Source organism: Shewanella sp. N2AIL, from assembly GCF_022690845.1.
Taxonomy (GTDB): domain Bacteria; phylum Pseudomonadota; class Gammaproteobacteria; order Enterobacterales; family Shewanellaceae; genus Shewanella; species Shewanella baltica.
This window is the reverse complement of the sequence record NZ_JALBYT010000005.1, coordinates 80,371-103,367: the sequence shown is the minus strand read 5'-3', so window position 1 is coordinate 103,367 and position 22,997 is coordinate 80,371. Positions and strand designations below refer to the sequence as shown.

General features: G+C 47.9%; 21 protein-coding genes and 1 pseudogene. 15 read left to right on the top strand and 7 right to left on the bottom strand.

The window, feature by feature from the left end; all coding sequences use genetic code 11:
- The first annotated feature begins 60 nt into the window (after positions 1-60).
- Positions 61-609 carry an HPP family protein gene (locus tag MO387_RS05195; RefSeq protein WP_006084842.1) on the top strand — a complete coding sequence of 183 codons (549 nt, stop codon included), beginning with the start codon at positions 61-63 and terminating at the stop codon, positions 607-609.
- Between the two features lie 66 nt (positions 610-675).
- Here the strand turns inward: MO387_RS05195 and MO387_RS05190 are convergent, their stop codons facing one another.
- The 3 genes from MO387_RS05190 to MO387_RS05180 form a co-directional block, all read right to left on the bottom strand.
- A complete protein-coding gene (locus tag MO387_RS05190; RefSeq protein ID WP_006084843.1) occupies positions 676-1,368 on the bottom strand; it encodes a hypothetical protein in 693 nt (230 codons plus the stop codon).
- A 45-nt stretch (positions 1,369-1,413) separates the two neighbouring features.
- Positions 1,414-1,680: a GNAT family N-acetyltransferase gene (locus tag MO387_RS05185; protein WP_006084845.1), complete on the bottom strand. Its 267-nt coding sequence runs from the start codon at positions 1,678-1,680 to the stop codon at positions 1,414-1,416.
- Between the two features lie 62 nt (positions 1,681-1,742).
- Complete coding sequence (locus MO387_RS05180) at positions 1,743-2,171, bottom strand: thioesterase family protein (protein ID WP_006084846.1); 429 nt, start codon at positions 2,169-2,171, stop codon at positions 1,743-1,745.
- Between the two features lie 156 nt (positions 2,172-2,327).
- Here MO387_RS05180 and MO387_RS05175 point away from each other — a divergent pair, with 156 nt between their 5' ends.
- The 4 genes from MO387_RS05175 to MO387_RS05160 all read left to right on the top strand — a co-directional run bounded on the left by MO387_RS05175 (position 2,328) and on the right by MO387_RS05160 (position 5,040).
- Entirely contained in the window at positions 2,328-2,723 is a 396-nt protein-coding gene (locus MO387_RS05175) for a GFA family protein (protein ID WP_006083738.1), read from the top strand.
- 3 nt (positions 2,724-2,726) lie between these two features.
- On the top strand, positions 2,727-3,083 hold the full coding sequence (locus tag MO387_RS05170) for a MerR family transcriptional regulator (RefSeq protein ID WP_107946180.1): 357 nt from the start codon (positions 2,727-2,729) through the stop codon (positions 3,081-3,083).
- Positions 3,084-3,276: 193 nt separating this feature from the next.
- Entirely contained in the window at positions 3,277-3,663 is a 387-nt protein-coding gene (locus MO387_RS05165) for a carboxymuconolactone decarboxylase family protein (protein ID WP_107946181.1), read from the top strand.
- A 294-nt stretch (positions 3,664-3,957) separates the two neighbouring features.
- The gene (locus MO387_RS05160) at positions 3,958-5,040 is read left to right on the top strand and encodes a hypothetical protein (protein ID WP_107946182.1); all 1,083 of its coding nucleotides are present in this window, start codon (positions 3,958-3,960) and stop codon (positions 5,038-5,040) included.
- Between the two features lie 94 nt (positions 5,041-5,134).
- On the opposite strand, the gene mtnC is transcribed toward MO387_RS05160, so the two are convergent.
- Positions 5,135-5,815, bottom strand: a complete 681-nt coding sequence (mtnC, locus tag MO387_RS05155; protein WP_107946183.1) for an acireductone synthase — start codon at positions 5,813-5,815, stop codon at positions 5,135-5,137.
- Positions 5,816-6,197: 382 nt separating this feature from the next.
- On the opposite strand from mtnC, the gene MO387_RS05150 reads away from it, so the two are divergent.
- The 3 genes from MO387_RS05150 to MO387_RS05140 all read left to right on the top strand — a co-directional run bounded on the left by MO387_RS05150 (position 6,198) and on the right by MO387_RS05140 (position 8,595).
- Positions 6,198-6,596, top strand: coding sequence for a hypothetical protein (locus MO387_RS05150; RefSeq protein WP_107946184.1), 399 nt, complete (start codon positions 6,198-6,200; stop codon positions 6,594-6,596).
- A 132-nt stretch (positions 6,597-6,728) separates the two neighbouring features.
- Positions 6,729-7,742, top strand: a complete 1,014-nt coding sequence (locus tag MO387_RS05145; RefSeq protein ID WP_107946185.1) for a DUF3137 domain-containing protein — start codon at positions 6,729-6,731, stop codon at positions 7,740-7,742.
- 121 nt (positions 7,743-7,863) lie between these two features.
- A complete protein-coding gene (locus tag MO387_RS05140; RefSeq protein WP_199908775.1) occupies positions 7,864-8,595 on the top strand; it encodes a hypothetical protein in 732 nt (243 codons plus the stop codon).
- Between the two features lie 108 nt (positions 8,596-8,703).
- Here MO387_RS05140 and MO387_RS05135 read toward each other — a convergent pair.
- Together MO387_RS05135 and MO387_RS05130 are read right to left on the bottom strand one after the other, a co-directional pair.
- Positions 8,704-10,563: pseudogene (locus MO387_RS05135) on the bottom strand (DUF885 domain-containing protein).
- Between the two features lie 251 nt (positions 10,564-10,814).
- Positions 10,815-11,408 carry a hypothetical protein gene (locus MO387_RS05130; RefSeq protein ID WP_107946187.1) on the bottom strand — a complete coding sequence of 198 codons (594 nt, stop codon included), beginning with the start codon at positions 11,406-11,408 and terminating at the stop codon, positions 10,815-10,817.
- A 262-nt stretch (positions 11,409-11,670) separates the two neighbouring features.
- Here MO387_RS05130 and MO387_RS05125 point away from each other — a divergent pair, with 262 nt between their 5' ends.
- From MO387_RS05125 to MO387_RS05115, 3 genes are all read left to right on the top strand, one after another.
- Positions 11,671-12,051, top strand: a complete 381-nt coding sequence (locus MO387_RS05125) for a protein tyrosine phosphatase family protein (RefSeq protein WP_234420983.1) — start codon at positions 11,671-11,673, stop codon at positions 12,049-12,051.
- Positions 12,052-12,291: 240 nt separating this feature from the next.
- A complete protein-coding gene (locus MO387_RS05120) occupies positions 12,292-12,852 on the top strand; it encodes a MarR family winged helix-turn-helix transcriptional regulator (RefSeq protein WP_107946188.1) in 561 nt (186 codons plus the stop codon).
- Positions 12,845-13,597: a siderophore-interacting protein gene (locus MO387_RS05115; protein ID WP_107946189.1), complete on the top strand. Its 753-nt coding sequence runs from the start codon at positions 12,845-12,847 to the stop codon at positions 13,595-13,597. Before MO387_RS05120 ends, MO387_RS05115 begins: the two co-directional genes overlap by 8 nt.
- Positions 13,598-13,712: 115 nt before the next feature.
- On the opposite strand, the gene hutI is transcribed toward MO387_RS05115, so the two are convergent.
- On the bottom strand, positions 13,713-14,939 hold the full coding sequence (hutI, locus tag MO387_RS05110; protein WP_107946190.1) for an imidazolonepropionase: 1,227 nt from the start codon (positions 14,937-14,939) through the stop codon (positions 13,713-13,715).
- Between the two features lie 233 nt (positions 14,940-15,172).
- On the opposite strand from hutI, the gene hutC reads away from it, so the two are divergent.
- The 4 genes from hutC to fdnG all read left to right on the top strand — a co-directional run bounded on the left by hutC (position 15,173) and on the right by fdnG (position 22,995).
- Complete coding sequence (hutC, locus tag MO387_RS05105; RefSeq protein ID WP_107946191.1) at positions 15,173-15,880, top strand: histidine utilization repressor; 708 nt, start codon at positions 15,173-15,175, stop codon at positions 15,878-15,880.
- A gap of 155 nt (positions 15,881-16,035) precedes the next feature.
- Positions 16,036-17,703 (top strand): urocanate hydratase, encoded by a 1,668-nt coding sequence (gene hutU / locus MO387_RS05100; RefSeq protein ID WP_107403176.1) that lies wholly within the window; start codon positions 16,036-16,038, stop codon positions 17,701-17,703.
- A 54-nt stretch (positions 17,704-17,757) separates the two neighbouring features.
- Positions 17,758-19,299, top strand: coding sequence for a histidine ammonia-lyase (gene hutH / locus MO387_RS05095; RefSeq protein WP_107946192.1), 1,542 nt, complete (start codon positions 17,758-17,760; stop codon positions 19,297-19,299).
- A 681-nt stretch (positions 19,300-19,980) separates the two neighbouring features.
- A complete protein-coding gene (gene fdnG, locus MO387_RS05090; RefSeq protein WP_087486586.1) occupies positions 19,981-22,995 on the top strand; it encodes a formate dehydrogenase-N subunit alpha in 3,015 nt (1,004 codons plus the stop codon).
- Positions 22,996-22,997: the final 2 nt, after the last annotated feature.

Below are 22,997 nucleotides of genomic sequence, written 5' to 3'. Positions count from 1 at the left end.
GCTAACTGTGATGCAGATCACTTCTCTGTATCGCCTAATTTTTATCGGTTCGGATTAACCATGAGATTCTATTTTACCCGCATGCGCTCGAAGGATATTTGTCCACCAAGACAGCCACTTAAAAAGATTGTGTGGTCATGGGTTGGGGCTTTCTGTGGCATTTACTTGGTCGCGAGTCTCGCAAATTATATGAGCGAAAACCTCGTCGGTACTATGTTTGTGATTGGCTCATTCGGCGCTTCTGCTGTGCTTGTGTACGGCGCACCGCTGGCGGAGTTTTCTCAACCGCGCAACTTGATTGGTGGCAGCGTGTTATCGGCCTTAATTGGGGTCGCAGTGTACCAAGTGTGTGGCGATTATGTGGTGCTGGCCAGCGCCTTAGCGGTATCCCTGTCTATCGCATTAATGTACTTGACCCGCACTCTGCATCCACCGGGCGGCGCAACGGCATTGATCGCTGTGATTGGTGGTGAAAACGTGCATCAACTCGGTTTTCTCTACGCGCTAATGCCAGTATTTCTCGGCTCAGTATTGCTCTTACTGGTCGCGCTGGTGGTCAATAACCTCTCCACCGATCCCAAGCGCCATTACCCTGTGTATTGGATTTAGCTCTGTACAGTAGAAGTGTTTTTAAATGTAAAAATAAAGGCTTAAGCTCGGATACGGCTTAAGGCTCTACTCAAGATAGATAAGCAAAAAGGTGCAGTTAAGCACTTTGAAATTAGAATCTTGGATTGGCGTGTAGATATCGGCAGGGCTGAGACCACGCCAAATAGGTCTTTGCTCGTGGGTTAACTTAAACACCTGCTGGGCTCGGTTTAATGTGACACTGAGTTGCGCACCATCGAATTGCCAAGTTCCTGTGTGTTGTTCTAATTCAAAATTGTCATTAATGGGCCTCTCATATTCGAGCACGGCTTGGCCTTGAGGCGAAAGATTCAGGGTTGCATCTCCCGCAGCGCAATGGTCTGTTCTGATAAAGTCTGGTGGCGAAGGTTGCAAAGCCTGTTCACTGTTACGTAAGTAAATACCGATATTATTCATACTGAAAAAGTGCTTACCTTCGGCAAATTTATACTCTGTCGGTTCGGCAAAACCTTGGCCTTTGAGGAGATCTTCAATCTCAGTGATGGCTTGGGAATCGCGATAAGCGGGATTGGTGGCAATGGCCGTATTAGGGAATTCTGCCGGAATGGCGATGGTACTCTGACTTACTTGCCAGCCAGATTGAATCAAGGCGGTTTCAATGGCTTTTACCTTAACGGGTTCAATACCTTGGGTAATCAGAATAGCTTGGCGTTGTTGGCAGGCGGACAAGATAAGTAGGCTTACAAGCAGTAAGCTTTTACGACATAATGCGACTGTCATGTAGCGGCACTCCTTTGCTGCGATGTGTTTGCTTATGTTTTAAGTCTAGTTTTTCAAAAACTTCTGCACATACCAGCAACTGGCTTCTATCTCAAAATCCTGGTTTTTTGCCCACTTTAGGCCATGGCGAACTAAGCGTTCGGCAAGGCCTTTTCCGCGCAGTTCGTTGGGGACAAAGGTGCGGCTAAAATCGATATCCTTGCCTGATAATTGGTATTCCAATACGGCTTCATAGCCATCGACAGGGATAATAAAACGCTGTCTATCCTGTTGATGTTCAATGGCTATCTCAATATTTTCGTTATCTGACATACATGCTTCCCTCAAGGAGTGGCCTAAAGTGTGCTGGCAATTTAGCTATCGATTTGGTTAGCTTAGGCGAGTTCGTGCTGTTTGAGAATCGCCAGCAGTTCTGCCGGTAAGTCGGCCTTTTTGCCGGTTTTAAAGTTAAACATCACGGCGACTGAAGTACCTAAGGTGGTTACTGCCTGCTGCTGTTTACTAAAAGCCTGATAATGCATGGTAAATCTATCGCTGTGAATATCGCTAATGCTGACACTCACTAATAGAGTATCGGGGAAGGTCACTGGGCGTTTATAGCGGGCCTGATTTTCGCTGATCACCGGGCCAATACCTGATTTATACAGGGTATCTAGCGGGAAGAGGCGATTGAAAAAGTCGATACGTGCTGTCTCAAAATAGCGGAAATAGACGACGTTGTTGACGTGTTGCAACGCATCCATTTCGCCCCAAGCCACGGGGATTTCGGTCACTATAGGGTGCTGTGCGAGAAACTTTTCCATTGTGTTTTCCAGTGTGTTTGGCATTGAATTGCCGATCTAAAAATGCGAGTTGAAACGCTCGTTTAAGATGGTCAGACTAGCAGCATAAAGAACAAGCGACAAGCCATGGCGTTATAGGCATTTAGCGATAACATTAAGCGAAACAAGGAGCAGTGCATGATTAAACGAGTCGGAAACACCCATATTCAAGCTGAACACCAAGCGTCTTGCCACTGTGGCGCTGTGGTGTTGCAATTATCGCTGCCTAATGGCATTGAAAATCCTCGCCGCTGCGATTGTTCTATCTGCCGCCGTAAGGGCGCGATTGTCGGCTCGGTTCCGCTGGCGGGGATCAAGATCCTCAAGGGTGAAGATGTGCTGAAATGCTATGAATTCAATACCAAAACCGCTAAGCATTACTTCTGCTCTAATTGCGGCATTTACACCCATCACCAGCGGCGTTCCAATCCCCATGAATATGGTTACAACATTGGTTGCCTCGAAGGGGTCAATCCATTCGATTTAGACAATGTGCCCACGAATGATGGTGTTAACCATCCTGCGGATCGTTAGATTATGAACATAGGTCAGTTTGCTGCACTCACAGGTTTGTCGGCGCATACACTCAGGTATTACGAGAAAATCGGCCTGCTGCAGTCTGTGGTGCGAAATGCGAGCGGGCACCGCGATTATGCTGAGAAAGAGGCGCAGTGGATTGAGTTTATCAATCGCTTAAAAGAAACGGGCATGCCACTAAAGCAGATTTTGACCTATGCCGAACTGCGTGCTCAAGGCGATGTAACCGCAGGCCCGCGACAGCAGTTGCTCGAGCAACATGCAACACAATTGGCTGAGCGTATTCGCCAAGAGCAGGCGCATCTGATTGCCCTCGAGCAAAAAATCCGCTATTACCAAACGCATTTCAGTGATTAAGCTTAGCGATTCGGCTGAGTCGCTCAGTCCCGCATTTAAATCCTAATCGATTAATATTCTTCGCTTTTATCTTTAGCTGCTGTCTTTCTTCTTCAATCACAGGGCTACCTGTATTATTCATCAATCAACTGTTGACTTAGAGTTAACTCTAAGGCGTAAGCTGACTTCTGTGGTCAAATCCAAAGGAGTCAAAATGAGTAATCAAAGGTATGTGCAGGGCTTAGCTAAGCTGACTGAAATCGACGGCGAGGCGGGCGAGAAAGTGATCAGCAGTCTGGCAAATATTTGCCCTGACTTGGGCAAGTACATTATCGAATATCCTTTTGGTGATATTTATCTGCGTGAAGGACTCGATCTTAAGACGCGGGAGTTAGTTACAGTCGCGGCGCTCACAGCGTTGGGGCATTGTCAGCCGCAGCTCAACGTCCATATTAATGGCGCGTTGAATGTCGGTTGTGCACCGCAGGAAATCGTCGAAGTGATACTGCAAATGTCTGTTTATGCTGGCTTCCCCGCAGCACTGAATGGCATGTTCGTCGCGAAAGCTGTCTTTGCCGAGCGGGAGTTAAGTGTCGTTTGAGTCTATTTTGAGTCAGCTTCATAGCACTTCAGTGAAGCGATCTTTAGGTCGCTTTGATTTTAATCATAGGTATTACTTCCAAATCCATTTAAACGGTATTTCTTTTCCACATCATCGACATAGAATCTCGTGGGAGATTCATTTCGCCGTAAGGGAGGACTCGGCAAATTTTGCTAGTGAATTGCCAAAGTTAGTCGCTACACTGGCATAGGTGACGCGAGTGTCGCCATAGATTTTGCAGCTTACATCGGCAACTCAAGCGTGTCTTAATCGTAACCGGAATTTAAAATTATAATGAATTTAGGTCGTTACACTGAATCTGCCCGCCAGCACTTACGGCAAGTCATCAAGCCTTTACTTAGCAAGCTCCAGCTAGGGTTGAGCAAGTTGTGGCGCTACTTAAGCCAAGGGTTTGCTAAGTTATCCTTTGCGCAAAAGCTGTATCTTATTGCCTTGATATTGGCCTTTAGTTCCGATTTGATGGGTGTGGTCGCAGTGATTGCTGTCATCGCCATGGCCATCGAGTTTTGGCCCGTGTTCGAGCGGGTCTGGCACAGTTTGGCGGGCAAGGCCGTGTTGTTGCTGTTTTACGCCATTATTGCCAACTTTGCCTTAGGTTGGTCTGGCGCCATAGTTAACGAAGTGGTTGGGGTGTCGGCAAGTCATCTGGATTACACCCATAACTTAGCGATTTTACTCTATATGCCAGCTTGGTTTTTAATGGTGAGCGCAATTGTGCTGCTGGCATTGCAGTTGATTATCCCCATCTATTTAGTATTGATTTTTTTGCTTAAACCTTTAGGTGTCAAATCGTTACGGCTTACCTCGCATACTTCATTCCGTAAAACGACCTTTATGATCCGTATCGTGCTAGCGACTGTGGTTTTGTATCACTTGAGCTTACTGATTGATTTAGAAACCCGCCTTCAAACCTCGTTCGCAGACTTTATTACAACAACTCAAGAAGCCTCTGAACATAATCCCGTCGAGCCAGCATTAGGGCTTATGCCGCATACGACCGATGTGCTGACGGCACCGATTGCTGAGTTAGCTAAGATTAAGCCCGAGCTTGAAGCCGACAAACCGGCTGATAAACAAACTGCCGATGAGCGCGAAGAAGCGGAACGCAAGCAAACCTATGCGTCGGTGCGGGCGCAATATCAGTATCTCGTGCGGCAGTGGTTAGCGACGTTTGCCTTTGCGCTTGAAGCCAATAGCCGTTCGCGTTGTGAGAAGCCCGCCGAATCGAATGTGATCGAGTTAAATGACTATGAGATTTTGCAGATCACGCCGGATAAGAAAGCGGATTATGGTTATCGTTTTGAGGTGAAAAAGTGTATCTCGGCCGCATTTCCTTTGACGGAAAAGGGCAAATAAGCTGCCCCATAAAAAAGCGACCATAAGGTCGCTTTCATTTTGGCTAAATCAGCTTGGCTGAGTGAGTCGACTATCGTGTTATTCAACAATCACGTTATTCAATCAGTAGCTCATCGAAGCTGCTGATGGTGCGGAACTCACCCGTGCGTTGTTTGCTATCGCGTACCATTTGGCAGGTCATCATGCCTGCAGCGTCGGCAGCCTTTAATTCTTCAATCACATCAGACACAAACAGCACTTGCTTAGGGCTTAAGCTGATAGTGTTGAGGATATTGCAGTAAGCCTGTTTATCTAATTTGTTGCCGGTACGGGTATCAAAATGACCGTTAAACATCTCGGTTAAATCACCGCCGTCACTGTGGCTGAACAACAGTTTTTGCGCATCGACCGAACCCGATGAAAAGCTATAAATACGCAGATTTTGTGCGCTAAAGCGTTTCACTGCTTCAATAAAGTCAGGGAAGATATGGCCCTTAAATTCGCCATGGGCGTAGCCTTGCTTCCAGATCAAGCCTTGCAGAGTTTTGAGTGGTGTTGCTTTACGATCTTCGCTGACCCACTGCTGCAAAATTTCAGTCACGCGTGCTAAGTCCGCATCTGGCTCTAGGGCGATATCTCGGGTGTCACAAATACAGTTTTCAACCAATACATTGTGTTGGTTCTGTTCTAAAAAGTCTGGCAAGGCTTTGACAGAATAGGGGAATAGTACATCTTGGATAAAGTTTAGGTCTGTCGTGGTGCCTGCTGTGTCTACGACTATGGCTCTGATACCCATAATGTTTTGATACTCCACAATATGTTGGCTTAAAAATGCAACTCCGATCCTAAGCGTTATTGGCGAAATTGGCTAGTCTATTTCGCCCAAACACATGGGCAAATTGTGGTCGATATCACTAAGCAGATAGATTGAAATTTGATTAATCTAGTAATTTTAAAAGCTTATCCGCTGATTGTCGGAGAAAACACTGGCTTGATACTGGCTTTCATCTCGTTTATTGCGCTTAAGTTTGTGGCGGCCATAAGACTATGGTCTTAATAGCTAAGGGAAATTTAGCCTGCTATTGTAGCTAAAGTCCCTTTTCTATTCTGTGGCTTGCATGCTGTGGTTTTCGGGAGATGAGACTGCCTATTTTCAGCTGCAAATAGAGAGACCTTCAATGAAATATTTACCCGCACTTGGCTTTGGTATCTTATTAGCTTTACTGAGTTTTATCAGTTTCTCCTTAGTCGCTAGCGCGGGTTATATGCTGGATATGTTGAGCGCAGTGCCCAAGATTACGCCGAACAGTGTGGAGTACCTGTTGTTAGGGGCTCACGATGCGAGTTTGCTGATATTACTAGCAGGTTTAGTGCTTTACGCTTATCACAGGATTTTTCCTCAACTTCCCTTCGATTGGTTCACTGCTGTGTTTATCCAAATGCCACTGGGCTTGGCTGTGTTAGCGTTAGATGGTTTTAGCTTAAACCTATTATCATTCAAAGGTTTTGCGCTGACGCTGACCACCTTAGCCGCTTCCTTTGGGGTGTTAGTCATCTTTTGGTTGTTGCAGCGTTGAGCGCGTCGTTTGTCTTTAGCCTCGGTTAACGATTAGTTCAGCATATACCGCAGGCTGCTTAACTGTTTTTCGGTCACTAAATTATGTAAAATCATTGGCCTAAATGGATTTGAATCGTAAGAGTAGGAGCCAATGAGTTCGATTGAATTTGATATTCCCGAAGATCACCGTATTGCTTTTCAGAAGTATTACAAACAAAAAGTCGCCCCTAAATGCGGTCCGTTTGAAGCAAAGCGTGAAGGCGTAAACCAAAGGCGGCGTGAAAATGCCAAGTTCACCACCCCAATCTACTACATATGCATCACGGTGATTTTGGGTGCATTCGCCGGGCTGCTCGGGGTCCAGTTTATGCTGGTGCCTATGGATTATTTTGTGCCTTTGATGATTGTCGCGTTCCTGCCCGCTCCCGTGATAGCGTTAGCGGTCATTGCCTCGGGTAAGGAAAGCAATGAGCTCTATAATGCCGCCTTTGAAAAACTCTATCCTATTAGCCTTAAGTATTTTGGCGATGACTTTGCGTTAACGAGGGAGCCTAAGGTCGATTTCTCTCCCTTCCTTGAGTTGGGGCTGCTGCCTAAAACCGATAAGCAGTATGCGCAAAATTGCCTTAAGGGAACCTATAACAAGGTGCCGTTTCAGTTTTATGAGGTCGATGCTTACAACACTAAAGCGAACGATAATGGCTCGGTTCAGCGGGAGATCATCTTCAATGGTGTGCTGCTGGCTTGCAATATTCCTAAGCGATTCAATAGTACTACGCTGTTAGTCACAGATAAGGGCAGTTTAAAAAATCGCCTTGAGGGTTTTAAGACTAAGTTGTCGCGCGTCAAGCTTGAGGACGTAAGGTTCGAGCGGCGCTTTGAGGTTTATAGCAGCGACCAAGTCGAGGCGCGCTACTTACTCAATCCCTTGATGATGGAAAATCTCTTGGCCTTAGGTCGCGAATTAAATGCCGAAGTTGAAGCCTGTTTCTATCAAAAACAATTACTGATAAAGATCCCGACCAAACACCATTTCTTTATCAATCAACTCGATTTAGATCGCCCCATCGATTTTAAGCGTAATATCGAGCAAATGTTTACCGAGTTAGGTTATACCTTCTCGATAATCGATACTTTAAAACTTGATAAACATACCGGACTATAAGCACCCCAATTGCAGCCACACCCAGTGGCTGCTTTCTGCTAATCCCTAAAACATGACTTTTGGCACTTATGGGTGACTCCCACGCTCGTTAATATCAAGCTTCAAACTTTGATGGAGCAAGATGATGAACACGATTTTCACCCTGTCGCAATTTGTGCATATTACCGCCGGCGCACTGGCATTAGTGTTATTTTGGATGCCTGCCATGCTGAAAAAGGGCAGCGCGAACCATAGTCGTTTTGGCCGTTATTATGTCTATGCCATGTATACAGTGGCAGCGACTGGCGTGGCGATGGCAACGACGGGCCTCATTGATCCGCTCGCCGTGATTAAACAGCCTGAGGCCAGTGCCGACGCCTTAGCAGCGCAGATTGCGGATCGTAAAAATGCTTGGATATTTCTCATCTATATCAGCTTATTAACCTTAGTGACCGTTAGGCATGGCGTGTTGGTTCTGCGTTATAAGACGCAGCGTCAGCAATTAAAGTCGCCGCTGCATTTGTCGTTAATGCTGAGCTTGACGCTACTTGGCCCTGTGATGGCGCTATGGGGATACCAAGAAAAGCTGATCCTTGCGATGATTTTCGGCCTGTTAGGTACAACAGTTGGGGCGGGATTCCTGCGTTATAGCGTTAAGGCGACGCTGACCAAATTAGAATGGTGGATTGAGCATTTAGGCGCCATGATTGGTTCGGGTATCGCCTGCTACACCGCCTTTTTCGCCTTTGGTGGCAGCCGTTTGTTTATCGACCATGGCAATTTGCGCCTGCTGTCGTGGACACTGCCTGGTGTTGTCGGTTTTGTGGTGATCCGCTATTTAAGCGGCAAGTATCAGCGTCGTTTTGCGGATTAACCTGAAACGTAAAAGCATAGGGAGCCGTAAAAACAAAGGGAGCCGTAAAAAGACAGGGGCCGCCTAAGCTGCCCCTATATTAAGATGATTTGAGTGGTTTTACCCGAGTTACACCTTGGTCTCTGCGGCGGCATTGGCCGCCTTAGCGGATTCGAGCCACTGATCGATTTTTTGCTCTAATAGATCTAAGGGCAAGGCGCCGTTTTCGAGCAGCCTGTCGTGGAAGACTTTTATATCAAACTTATCGCCCAAGGCTTTTTTGGCCTTGGCCCGCAGTTCGATAATTTTCAGTTCACCTAACTTGTAACCCAAGGCTTGCCCCGGCCAAACCACATAGCGCTCGATTTCGCCCGTGGCTTCAGAGAGGTGTATTCCCTCAGTAGCCACCGCATAATCAATGGCTTGCTCACGGCTCCATCCCTTGGCATGAATACCCGTGTCGACCACTAAGCGCACCGCGCGGTGGAGCTCAGACTGCAAGCGGCCAAGATCGTTAATTGGATTATCCTGATACATGCCCATCTAGGCAGCTAAGCGCTCGGCATACAGCGCCCAACCTTCTCCTGCGGCATTAGAGTAAAAAATGGTACTCAGCAGCGGCAAGGTATCCGACAGACCGATGAGCGTCTGTAGATGATGGCCGGGGTTGGTCTCGTGATAGGTTAAGGTTTGCAGCGAATAGGAGGGCAGCGCCGCCATATCGTACAGACTTATCCAGAAGGTGCCCTTACGCGAACCATCCTGTGAAGGCGCATCGTAAAATGCGCCGCTGGTCGCGGCGGCGCGGCTATCGGGCACTGCTTCAATCGCGACGTCTTGATTCGGTAACAGCCCAAACCATAACGGCAATTTGGTATTCACTTTGGCGAGATAGCCGTGAATGTCCGTCATTAATTGCTGTTTACCCTCGGCGGTGTTGGGGTAGATGTATTTAGGATTCTTGAGCAATCGCTGCATGCGCTCGCCAACTGTGCCTTTGCGGTAACCCACTTGTTTGAGTAACACATCCATCTCGGCGGTAATGCGCGCAACTTCGTCTAATCCTAGTTGGTGGATCTCATCTGGGGTCATCTCCGAATTGGCGAGGTGTTTAATCATCGCCTTATAGAGTTTAGCGCCTTGAGGTTGGTGGCCGAGTCCCGCCACATGGGTGGCCTTGAGGCGCACGGCTTGCAGTGCGGAAATCAACTGGCGCGTCGCAGGGTAATATTTGGTCTCCACCAGTTCGGCGGCAGAGTTCGCCAACGCCTCACTTTCAGGTACTTGGGCGGCGGTTAATTTGGCTTTAAAACTGCTGACTAAGGGATGCTCATTAGCATGGTACACTAACTGTTGCTGCAACACGGCTATGGTCTTATCGATAATAAAGTCGGGTGGGATCACCCCCATTTGCACATCTTGATCCAGCTTATCGATAACTGTGCCCATGGCGGCTGGGTACATGGTTAAGCGGTTGAGATAGGCCTTAGCTTGTTCTGGGGTGGTGACCGCAAACTTATCTTCCATATACCCCGGAAATTCAACATGCAATCCAGATAAGTGGTTGACAACATATGGTAAAAACCAAACACCGTATTCACCGAGCATAGTGCCATAGGCCACGGTTTCGGCAGGTAACAGGGCACCAGCGATTTCGGATTTTATCGAGCCTAAACTCACTTGCTCCGAGGCGCTAAGCTGGCTGGCATCGATAGTATTGAGTTCAGCTAATATGGCCTTAAGCACTTTACGGCGATGATTTTCCCCCGATGGGCTGTAATCGGTCAGCTTAGAAAGCACATCCTTGCCTGCCTCATTCTCGGCCACGCCATAATAGGTGGCGATTTCGGGTCTTAGGGCAAAATAACGCTGGGTGATTGGCGCGAGTTGCTGCTTAAGGCTCAGGACCTGAACGGTTTCGGCCTTGGCTTGCTCGGTGGTTTGATTGGTCTGCGTTGGGTTTGGATCGCTACAACCCGTTGCTAACATGGCCAGCATTAACGCATTTATTATTCTTTTCATCGGGTTACTCATACAAAGACATTGAGGCAAATCCGTTATTGAACCTATACCTCAAGTGTTAATCCGTGATTAGTGTGATCAAGCTCAAATTTGAACGGTTATCCTAGCAGTTTATTGCAACCAAACCGCAAAAATTTTGTTGCTAGTTTTATAGATACTTTGGAGTGAGAAGAGAGGATTCGTTGTCCGGGAACTAATGGAATCCTTGTGGAACACTATCATGGGCAGCCACCATCGAATAAGTGGATTTCAAATGGATTCTCATCCACATAAAACAGTAAAGCGCCTAATTCATGCCTAACAGAGAAAGCATTACTCATCATGACTTCTGGTGCCGACAGACAATACCATTGAGGCTCATCTTGTTGACGTTGCTGCCATTCAGCGGTTAATTTTTGTGACTGAGCGATTAATTGCTGTCTTTGTGTTGCATCAGGGAAAAGTTGCTCCAAGATATAGGACTGTATTTGCTGTCCTTGAGGATTAAAAATGCCAATATCTGGGCCAGTTTCTTCCGCAACATATTTGCCTACGGTAATCACAAACCCGTTGTCGTTTACTGCAAATTTGGCTGGAGCAAAGCGATAAGGCAGTGGATAGCGCTCGGAAAGCACATACCCAGACTGCTCATTCCAGATAAAAATACTCATCTGTGCTGACTCAGGTTTGTTTAAGGGAAATGAGCCTGAGTGGAGTCGCGCAATCACTCCTCCATCAGGACTAACCATCACGATCGACTTAGGTACAGGCCATGAACTGGCTAAGCTTTGGCTGGAAAAAATCAGTAGCAGCAAACTCAGTATCCTTAACATAACAACTCCATTTCGCGCCTGTTAGCTTGTTTTCACTAACTTACAGGATTCTCCTCTGTAAATTCAATGACATCCCTGAAACCAGTTTGGTCGTACCAATGTCTCTATTGAAAATCCCCTTAGTTAAGGTGCCCTAATATTAAAAATGAGCGCTTGCTCAAAGGTTTTTACATCCTGAGTGATTTTACTGAACTTAGCGGATAAGAGATTATCAGAGGATTAAGCAAGCCTCAGATTTTTTATGTTGATTAAGGAGTTGTTGATGAGAAAAAACGCACTGTCGAGCCTTGTTTTTGCCCTGTTTCTAGGTGCTCCGCTGGCGAATGCCGCTAATATCACTACTGAATTTAAATCGGTCGAAAATATAAAAGATGTGAGGGCATTACAGCAGCAAGCGCCACAGCTATTAAGTTCGGGTTTACCGAATGAACAACAGTTTCAACAGCTTAAACAGGCGGGTGTGGATGTAGTGATCAACCTTATGCCGGACAGTAGCAAAGATGCCCATCCCGATGAAAGAAAACTCGTGACTCAGGCCGGAATGGAGTACGTGTATATTCCCGTGGATTGGCAAAATCCAAAGGTAGAAGATGTAGAAGCCTTCTTTACAGCAATGGATCAGCATAAGGAAAAAATGTTTTAGTTCATTGTCTTGCTAATTATCGTGCCTCAGCGTTTGCTTATTTATATCAGTTAAAGCAAGGCCAAAAGCCTGAGATAGAAAAGACCATGGCGCCCTGGAATGGGGAGTTATCGAGCTATCCTAAGTGGCAGGCATTGTTAGCGGATGTTAGCCAAAAATACGGTTTTTAAGCTCAGTATAGTTGACACTGTCAATTAGTCTCGATATGGTTGATTAAGTCAACTATATCGAGAGCCTTCTATGCCTTCATTGTCACTCAGTGAAACTTTGCACAGATTAGTGCATGCCTACAAAAAGCAATTGCGTAGCGATATTGCTGCACAAGAGATTGATTTACCTGTCACTCATATCCGTGCCTTGAAGGGCGTGTGTCGCAATCCTGAATCGACAGCTCAGTCTATCGCCCTGCGTATGCAGCGGGATAAAGCACAAATTACCCGTGTTCTTAATGAGCTACAGCAGAGTGGGTTGATCACTAAAATCGATAACCCTAAGGATGGCCGCAGCCAGTTGCTGCGACCCACGGCTGAGGGGGAAAAGATCATGACTCAGATCAATGCCTCAGAACGTAAAACCGTGGCGCGCATGACGCAGGCGCTCAGTTCAGCCGAAGTTGATACTTTTATTAAACTTGCCAATCGGATCAGCAAAAGTGTGGATGAGGCGGCTGCCGCTAAAAGTGGTGCGGATTGCCCTGCTCAAAAAAGACCATCCAGTAAGCCAAAAGACCCGATTGGCAAAGGAGCCGTTGAGGCACGCTTAATGGAAGAACACGCCATAGGAGAAAATCATAATGAATAAACCTGCACCACGTGAGCTGGCAGTGATCCGCTCGACTTATATCACCCCGCATATGTTACGCATGACCTTAGGCGGTGCGGGATTCGCTGGTTTTCCTATTGATCAAGAGAGTGCCTATATCAAGTTGTTATTTCCACAAGCGGGTGAACGTCCCTTGATGCGAACCTACACGATTCGCCAGCAACGTGTTGATGAAATTGATGTGGATTTTGTACTGCACGATACCGACGGCCCCGCATCGAGTTGGGCGAAAACGGCGCAGGTGGGCGATATTATTCAAATTGGCGGACCCGGGCTTAAAAAACAGATCAACTTTGAGGCGGATTGGTTTTTACTCGCAGGTGATATGACCGCCTTGCCCGCTATCAGCGTGAATCTGGCACAATTACCAAACAATGCCGTGGGTTACGCTGTGATTGAAGTATTGAGCGAAGCCGACATTCAGCCTCTTGTGCATCCCGAAAATGTTGAGCTGCATTGGGTGATTAATCCTGAGGCCGATCCCGAAGGTCGCCCTTTGGTTGAGCGGATTGCCCAATTACCTTGGCTTACTGGCGAGCCCGCCGTGTGGATTGCTTGTGAATTTAATAGCATGCGCGCGTTAAGAAGGCATTTTAAGCAAGCGCATTCATTGCCTAAGAGTCATTTTTATACTTCGAGCTATTGGAAAATCGGTTGTAACGAAGGTGAGCATAAGCTGGTGAAACAAGAAGATGAACAGTTAGAAAATGGGGCCAGTGTTTAAGCTTAAATCCTTTTTTAAACTAACCGAGCCATTAAACAAGATAAGGTCGCCAAGTTTGATTTTGCGACCTTATTTTGTTTGCTACTTATGCACATTTGCGGCGAGTACGAGCATTCTATTGATGAACTAACTTACCATTTTTCACCACATCTTTGCAGGGATTCACGCCGTAGGAATAGGCTAGTTGTGCAGGCGTGGCGATATCCCACAGACAGAAATCAGCCTGTTTACCAACCACTAAGCTGCCGACGTTATCTTCAATCCCTAGTGCCTTGGCGGCATTGAGTGTTAAACCCGCGAGGGCCTCTTCTGGCGTTAAGCGGAACAAGGTGCAGCCCATATTCAGCATCAGCAGGGTTGAGCAAATGGGGGATGAACCAGGATTAAAGTCACTGGCGAGCACCATAGGTACGTCGTATTGGCGCAGTAAATCGATAGGTGGTTTTTGGGTTTCCCGCAAAAAGTAAAACGCGCCCGGCAGCAGTACGGCGCAGGTGCCACTTTCACTTAAGGCTTTAACGCCTGCTTCATCTAAGTATTCAATATGATCCACAGACTTAGCGCCAAGACGTGCAGCCAGTGCGCTGCCACCCATATTGGTTAGCTGTTCGGCGTGGAGTTTAATCTCTAAGCCCGCCGCTTTGGCAGCACTAAGTACCCGTTCGGTTTGCTCAAGATTAAAGGCGATATTCTCGCAGAACACATCCACCGCATCGGCAAGGTTTTCGGCGATCACTGCGGGCAGCATCTTATTGATAATTAAGTCGACATAGCCGTCGCTGTTGTCTTTATACTCAGGCGGAATCGCATGGGCGCCAAGGAATGTGGTCTTCACATCTACGTGGTGATGCTTGCCGAGCTCGCGTGCGACACGCAGGATTTTCAATTCAGTTTCAGTATCTAAGCCGTAACCTGATTTGATCTCAACCGTAGTCACCCCTTCTTTGGCTAGGGCGTTTAAGCGCTGGCGGCCGAGTTCAAATAATTCTGCTTCATCCGCTTCGCGGCAGGCCTTAACGGTCGAAATAATGCCGCCACCTGAGCGGGCAATTTCTTCGTAACTCGCGCCTTGTAGGCGTAACTCAAATTCATTGGCGCGATTACCGGCAAAGATTAAGTGGGTGTGGGCATCAATCAATCCTGGAGTGATCCAGCCGCCTTTGCCTCTGTAAACGGGAATGGACAACACATCGAAGGCGGGCAGTTCGCTGCGGGGGCCAAGCCAAGCAATTTTGCCATCTTTAACTGCGATAGCCGCGTTGGTGATCGCGCCATAAGGTGCTGATATGGAAGGGTCCATTGTGGCTAAGTTAACGTCAATCCAAACCTGATCCCAAGACATGTATTCCCCTCGCTGTGCTGGCAGATGTTAACCAAGTGATTAACGGTTTATTAAATTTATGTGAGCTAGCTTGTATTTACTTGTATATACAAGCTAGGATTGTAGCCGCTATTTTCACCGTTTGAAAGTGGCATGACAGACCCGTGTCTTTGTCGCCTTCGTCCGTGCCACTTTAGCAAGCATGACTTTCGCAAGGGCACAGGAACAAGAAGCTGAATTTAAGAGGATGTGTTTTGGCTATTCCTAAGTTTGCAGAAATTAAGCAATACATTATCTCCTCTATCGAATCTGGCGAGTGGGAAGAAAACGCCCGCGTGCCTTCCGAGAATCAGCTGGCCGACTTATTTACCTGCAGCCGAATGACGGCGCGACGTGCGTTAACCGAACTGACGGATAGCGGTGTGCTTGAGCGTTCTCAAGGGCTAGGCACCTTTGTCGCAGGGTGTAAATCCCAGTCGTCTATGTTGGCGATCCGCAATATTGCCGATGAGATAAAAGACCGCGGCCACGGCTATAGCGTGCAGCAATGGGTGTTAGAACAAGTCGTGGCGAGTACGAGTATCGCAATTTCCCTTGGACTTGAGCACGGTGCGACAGTATTCCATTCGATCTTAGTGCATTGCGAGCAGGGCTTACCGTTGCAAGTTGAAGAGCGTTATGTGAATCCCGAGTTGGTGCCCGATTATTTATTGCAGGATTTTACCCAGCAGACACCCCACGAATATTTGTCCCAAGTGGCACCGCTGACCGAGGCGCATCACACGATTGAAGCGATTATCGCCAGTGAAGAATTACAGCAAAGGCTCGAAATCCCCGCCACTGAGCCCTGTTTACAGATTTTACGCCGCACTTGGTCACGCCAAGGCGTCGTGAGTTTTGCCAAGTTAGTTCACCCCGGCAGCCGCTTTAAACTCGGCGGCCACTTAACTTTTAGCAAGTAGCGCCAGTGGCGTTATTTACCGATGTAAATCAGTCACTCCAATAGCTGTACCCTTATAAGTTAAAAGATAAAAACACAATAAAAACAATAGTGCTGACCCGTATTAGCGACTTAGCGAATACGAGTTAGCACCACAGGTTGAAAGAGGAAAATTCAATGGACAAGCGCCACGACCCAAGCCGCCGCATTATTGCACCGCATGGCACACAATTAAGCTGTAAGAGTTGGCTCACCGAAGCGCCAATGCGCATGTTAATGAACAACTTGCACCCAGATGTGGCCGAGCGCCCAGAAGACTTAGTCGTCTATGGTGGTATCGGCCGCGCCGCCCGCGACTGGGATTGCTACGACAAAATTATCGAAGTCTTACAACGCCTCGAAGATGACGAAACCTTATTAGTGCAATCGGGCAAACCTGTGGGCGTATTTCGCACCCACGCCGATGCGCCGCGCGTATTAATCGCTAACTCAAACTTAGTACCACATTGGGCGAACTGGGAGCATTTCAACGAGTTAGATAAGTTAGGTTTGGCCATGTACGGCCAGATGACCGCAGGTTCGTGGATCTACATTGGTACTCAAGGCATAGTTCAAGGCACCTACGAGACTTTCGTTTCTGTAGCGAAACAGCACTTTGATGGTATCTCCAAAGGCAAATGGATCCTCACTGGCGGGCTAGGTGGCATGGGCGGCGCGCAAACGCTGGCGGGCACTATGGCGGGCTTCTCGGTGTTAGCCTGTGAAGTCGACGAGACCCGCATCGATTTCCGTTTGCGCACCCGCTATGTCGACAAGAAAGCCACTTCGCTCGATGAAGCATTGGCGATGATTGAAGAGGCAAACCAAGCTGGCAAGCCTGTATCTGTTGGCTTACTGGCAAATGCCGCCGATGTGTTTGCAGAACTGGTTAAGCGCGGCGTTACACCTGATGTCGTAACCGACCAAACCTCTGCCCACGATCCATTAAACGGTTATTTACCGCAGGGTTGGACTATGGCAGAGGCTGCGGCCATGCGTAAAACCGACGAAGCGGGCGTAGTGAAAGCAGCAAAAGCCTCGATGGCGGTGCAAGTACAAGCCATGCTCGATTTGCAAACTGCCGGCGCAGCTACCTTAGATTACGGCAACAACATTCGCCAAATGGCGTTTGAGATGGGCGTTGAAAACGCCTTTGATTTCCCAGGTTTTGTGCCTGCTTATATTCGTCCGCTGTTCTGTGAAGGTATTGGTCCATTCCGCTGGGTGGCGCTTTCTGGCGATCCAGAAGATATCTACAAAACCGACGCCAAAGTGAAAGAGCTTATTCCGGATAATCCACACTTGCACAATTGGTTAGACATGGCACGCGAGCGCATCGCCTTCCAAGGTCTGCCTGCGCGTATTTGCTGGGTCGGCTTAAAAGATCGCGCCCGTTTAGCGTTAGCCTTTAATGAAATGGTCAAAAATGGCGAGTTGTCGGCGCCCGTGGTGATTGGCCGCGATCACTTAGATTCTGGCTCAGTTGCCAGCCCGAACCGCGAAACCGAATCTATGCTGGACGGCTCAGATGCAGTATCCGATTGGCCATTATTGAATGCACTACTCAATACGGCTAGTGGCGCAACTTGGGTGTCATTACACCACGGCGGCGGCGTCGGCATGGGCTTTAGCCAACATTCGGGTGTGGTCATTGTGTGTGACGGTACTGATGCGGCGGCAAAACGTGTTGGCCGTGTGCTGTGGAATGACCCAGCGACAGGCGTGATGCGCCATGCCGATGCGGGCTACGAGATTGCGAAAAACTGCGCCAAAGAGCAAGGCCTCGACTTACCTATGCAAGAGTAGCCGATGCTAACTTCTTAAAATAACAATAATAACTAAAAGCTTGGAGCTAAAAATATGAAATCTGTGAATCACTTAGTGTTAACGCCGGGTAGCTTGAGCCTAGCGCAATTACGCGAAATCAGCCGCCATAAGCTGACACTCGAACTCGCGCCAGAGGCCATTACTGACATCAACACCAGCGCGCAAATCGTGCAAAAAGTGTTGGATGAAGGTCGCACCGTTTATGGCATCAACACGGGTTTTGGCTTGTTGGCCAATACCAAGATAGCGCCCGAAGATCTGCAATTACTGCAACGCTCAATCGTGTTGTCGCACGCTGCTGGTACGGGCCAATACATGCAAGACGCCACAGTACGTTTGATGATGGTGTTAAAAATCAATTCATTAAGCCGTGGCTTCTCGGGCATTCGTTTAGAAGTGATTAACTTCTTAATCAGTTTAGTGAACGCCGAAGTTTATCCCTGCGTGCCAGAAAAAGGCTCAGTGGGCGCATCGGGTGACTTAGCGCCACTGGCGCACATGTGTTTGCCTATGCTGGGCGAAGGCGAAATGAGCTATCGAGGTGAGTTAATTTCTGCCGCCGAAGGTTTAGAAATTGCTGGTCTCAAGCCAATCGATTTAGCGGCCAAAGAAGGGCTCGCTTTGCTTAACGGCACGCAAGCGTCGACAGCGCTGGCACTGGAAGGGTTATTCCACGCCGAAGACTTGTTTGCGGCGAGTTCAGTGATCGGTGCCATGAGCGTCGAAGCGGCGATGGGCAGTCGTAGCCCGTTCGATTCACGCATCCATGCGGCCCGTGGTCAGAAAGGTCAAATCGATTCGGCCATGATTTTCCGTCATCTATTGGGCGAAGAGTCTGAGATAAGCTTAAGTCACGTTAACTGTGAAAAGGTGCAAGATCCTTACTCACTGCGCTGTCAGCCACAGGTACTCGGTGCTTGCTTGACCCAAATTCGCCATACGGCCGATGTGTTAGGCACTGAAGCCAACGGCGTAACCGATAACCCACTGGTGTTCCAAGACACGGGCGATATCATTTCGGGCGGTAACTTCCACGCCGAACCTGTGGCTATGGCGGCGGATAATCTGGCGATTGCGATTGCCGAACTGGGTTCTATTGCTGAGCGTCGTATCGCACTGTTAATCGATTCTAGCCTGTCGAAACTGCCGCCTTTCCTGGTGAAAAACGGCGGCGTGAACTCAGGCTTTATGATCGCTCAAGTGACAGCGGCAGCTTTGGCGTCTGAGAACAAAACCTACGCCCATCCAGCATCGGTAGACAGTTTACCAACATCGGCTAACCAAGAAGATCACGTCTCTATGGCGACGTTTGCGGCCCGTCGTTTACGCGATATGAGTGAAAACACTCGTGGTGTACTGGCAATTGAATTGTTAGCGGCGGCGCAGGGTTTAGATTTCCGCGCACCTTTAATGCCAAGTGTTGCAGTGGCTAAGGCCAAAGCCGAATTGCGTGAAGTCGTCGCCTATTACGATAAAGACAGGTACTTCGCACCAGATATCGAAGCCGCGACAGACCTGTTATACACAGCAAGCTTTAACGCTTACCTGCCAGCAGGAACGCTAGCGAGCTTTTAAGCGCTTTAGTTCTTAGTGTGTAACGACTAAGCCGTTGTTGACTCGGTTGAGTTGGGTGTATTGGGGCGCTTTTGCTGAAATACTCAGGATTCACTCCCCAACTTGCTAAACATAACTGCTGAAATAAAACAAAATGCAGGCATAAGTGGATTTCTTATGCCTTTTTCTTGAGTGTTTCCCCTTTTTAGCTCGATCCTCATCTTTGCCCTTTTGGTGTGTTTAACACCGCAGACTCTGCACTTTTTGCGCTGATCTTTACATTGTCAATTTCAGTGGCTACTTACCCCTCAATAAACCGTCACTTTTGTGTTTTTATCCGCCATCATTATGCATATTTGAATGCATATAATCATTTTTAATAACCATAACTCTATGGTGTGGGACAATATGGGGTTGTCATGTTGGACAAATTGTCTTTTGTGGATTATTGGTTTTTAATTCCTATTGTTGTGCTTTTATCATTTATAAATGGTCTTTAATGCTTTTTTATTGATTTTTTTTGGAGTTAAGTTCTGTGGTTGTTTATTTGAGATCTTGATCTAATGTCATTATTTGTTATCTATTTCTTCTTTGGGGATAATCTTAAATTAAGTGTGGTCTTTAGTAGGACTCACTCAATCGGTTGCCATTTTTACCACAGCAACCACTAGACTCATAACGACAAGAGTGTGAGAGGACGCAATGAACAGACGCCAGTTTTTTAGACTGTGTGCTGCCGGAGCTGCCACCTCAGCAATTTCAGCGTTGGGATTGATGTCCGAAAAGGCCTATGCGGCCGTTCGGGAATTCAAACTCATTAGCGCGAAAGAAACCCGCAATAACTGCTGCTATTGCTCAGTGGGTTGCGGATTGCTGATGTACAGCAAAGGGAGTAATGGCAAGAACGCCGAACAGAGTATTTTCCATATCGAAGGGGATGCAGACCATCCAGTCAACCGTGGGGCCTTGTGTCCTAAAGGCGCTGGTTTAGTGGACTATGTAAACAGCCCTAATCGGCTTAAATACCCAGAGTACCGTGCGCCAGGCAGCAATGAATGGACGCGTATCAGCTGGAGCGAAGCTTACCAACGCATCGCCCGCCTGATGAAAGATGATCGTGATGCTAACTTGATTGAAAAGAATTCTGCCGGGACGACGGTTAACCGTTGGCTTAGCACTGGGATGATGACCTCGTCGGCGATGCCGAACGAAGGCGGCTATATCACCCAGAAATTTGCACGGGCACTGGGCCTAGTTGCAATCGATACTATTGCGCGTAACTGACACTCTCCAACGGTAGCAAGTCTTGCTCCGACATTTGGACGTGGTGCCATGACCAACCACTGGATCGATATTAAAAATTCTAATTTGATCATTATCATGGGCGGTAATGCTGCAGAGGCTCACCCTGTCGGATTCGGCTGGGTTACAGAAGCGATGCAACATAATAACGCTAAACTTTTGGTGGTCGATCCTCGCTTCACCCGTAGCGCCGCTGTGGCCGATTATTATGCGCCGATCCGTTCGGGCACAGATATCGCCTTCCTGCTCGGGGTGATCCGCTATCTTATTGAAACCAAACAAGTGAACTACGACTATGTGAAGGCTTATACCAATGCCAGTTACATAGTGCGCGAAGACTTCTCTTTTAGTGAAGGTCTGTTTAGTGGTTTCGATGAAGAAACAGATAGCTACGATAAAGAGTCTTGGTACTACGAGTTAGACGAACAGGGTTACGCGAAAGTCGATCCTAGCTTCGAGCATCCACGCTGCGTGTGGAACTTAATGAAGCAACATGTAGATCGCTATGACTTTGAAACAGTAAGCAATATTACCGGTACGCCGATTCCGGACTATGAGATGGTTTGCCAGCAAATTGGCAGCACTCATACCCACGATAGGGCCGCCACTTTTATGTATGCCTTAGGTTGGACTCACCATACTAAAGGGGCGCAGAACATTCGCTCTATGGCTATGGTGCAGTTGCTGCTGGGTAACATTGGGGTGTTGGGCGGTGGCGTTAACGCACTGCGTGGTCACTCTAACGTGCAAGGCGCGACCGATATGGGTTTATTGTGCCAAAGCTTGCCTGGTTACTTGAAGTTACCGAGTGAAAAAGACACTGATCTTAAGACCTATCTCGATCGTTACACGCCTGTCGCCTTGCGTCCAGGTCAAACCAACTATTGGCAGAATTACCCTAAATTCTTTATTTCGCAAATGAAGAGCTTTTGGGGCGATAACGCCACGGTTGAAAATGACTTTGGTTATGACTGGGTGCCTAAGTGGGATAAACAGTACGACTTTACTAAGCACTTAGACATGGCTTTCCACGGTGAAGTGAATGGCTACATTATCCAAGGGGTTAACGCCATTAATTCTATGCCGAACCGCAATAAGGTACTCAAAGCCTTGAGTAATCTTAAGTACATGGTGGTGCTGGATGCCTTGGCAACGGAAACGGCAACCTTCTGGCAAAACGCCGATGGCTTCAACGAGGTGAATCCCGCTGAAATCATGACGGAAGTGTTCCGCTTACCGACGACGTGTTTTGCTGAGGAAGAAGGTTCCATCGTTAACTCTGGACGTTGGATGCAGTGGCATTGGAAGGGCGCTAACCCGCCGGGTGAAGCTAAGCCAGATGCTGAGATCCTCTCCGGTGTCTTAATGGCCATGCGTGAACTGTACAAGCAAGAGGGCGGTAAATTGCCTGAGCCAGTGCAAGCGATAAGTTGGGATTATCACAATCCTTACTCGCCGCATGCCGAAGAAGTTGCTCGCGAGCTTAACGGTAAGGATCTCGTTACTCAGCGTCAGCTCAGTAGCTTCTCTGAACTCAAAGCTGATGGTAGTACTGCTAGCGCCTGTTGGATTTATGCGGGTTCTTGGACCGAAGAGGGCAACCTGATGGCTCGCCGCGACAACCATGATCCTTCGGGTAAAGGTGTCACTCCGGGCTGGGCATTTGCTTGGCCAGCCAACCGTCGCGTGCTGTATAACCGCGCTTCTTGCGATATCAACGGCAAACCATGGGATCCCAAACGTACTATCGTCGAGTGGGTTGATGGTAAGTGGAATGGTATCGATGTGGGCGACTTCAATATGAAGTTAACCCCACAGGAATCCGCAGGTCCCTTCATCATGCAACCTGAAGGTGTGGGTCGCTTCTTTGCCCTTAAGTTGTTGGCCGAAGGTCCGTTCCCTGAGCACTACGAGCCTATGGAGTCGCCTATTGGGGTGAACCCGTTACACAAGGTCACCAGTAACCCTGCGGTACGTATGCTACCGGGTGTGAAGGAAACCTTAGGTTCCCATAAGGACTTCCCTTATGTGGCAACCACTTACTGTGTGACTGAACACTTTAATTTTTGGTCTACTCATGCCCGTTTGGCAGCGATTTCTATGCCGGAAACCTTCGTCGAAATCGATGAAATGTTGGCGGCAGAAAAAGGTATCGCCAATGGGGATTGGGTCACTGTCAGCTCTAAACGTGGCAGCATTGAAACCAAAGCCTTAGTGACTAAACGTCTGCAGCCGTTAAAGGTGAATGGTCAGTTAGTTCATACCGTCGGGTTACCCCGTCACGGCAGCCATAATGCGCTCACTCGTAAGAGTTACTCCTGTAACGTGCTCACCACGGAAGTGGGGGATGCAAATACACAGGTGCCTGAGTTCAAAGCATTTTTGGTTAACATCACTAAAGCTAAGGGGCTCTGATT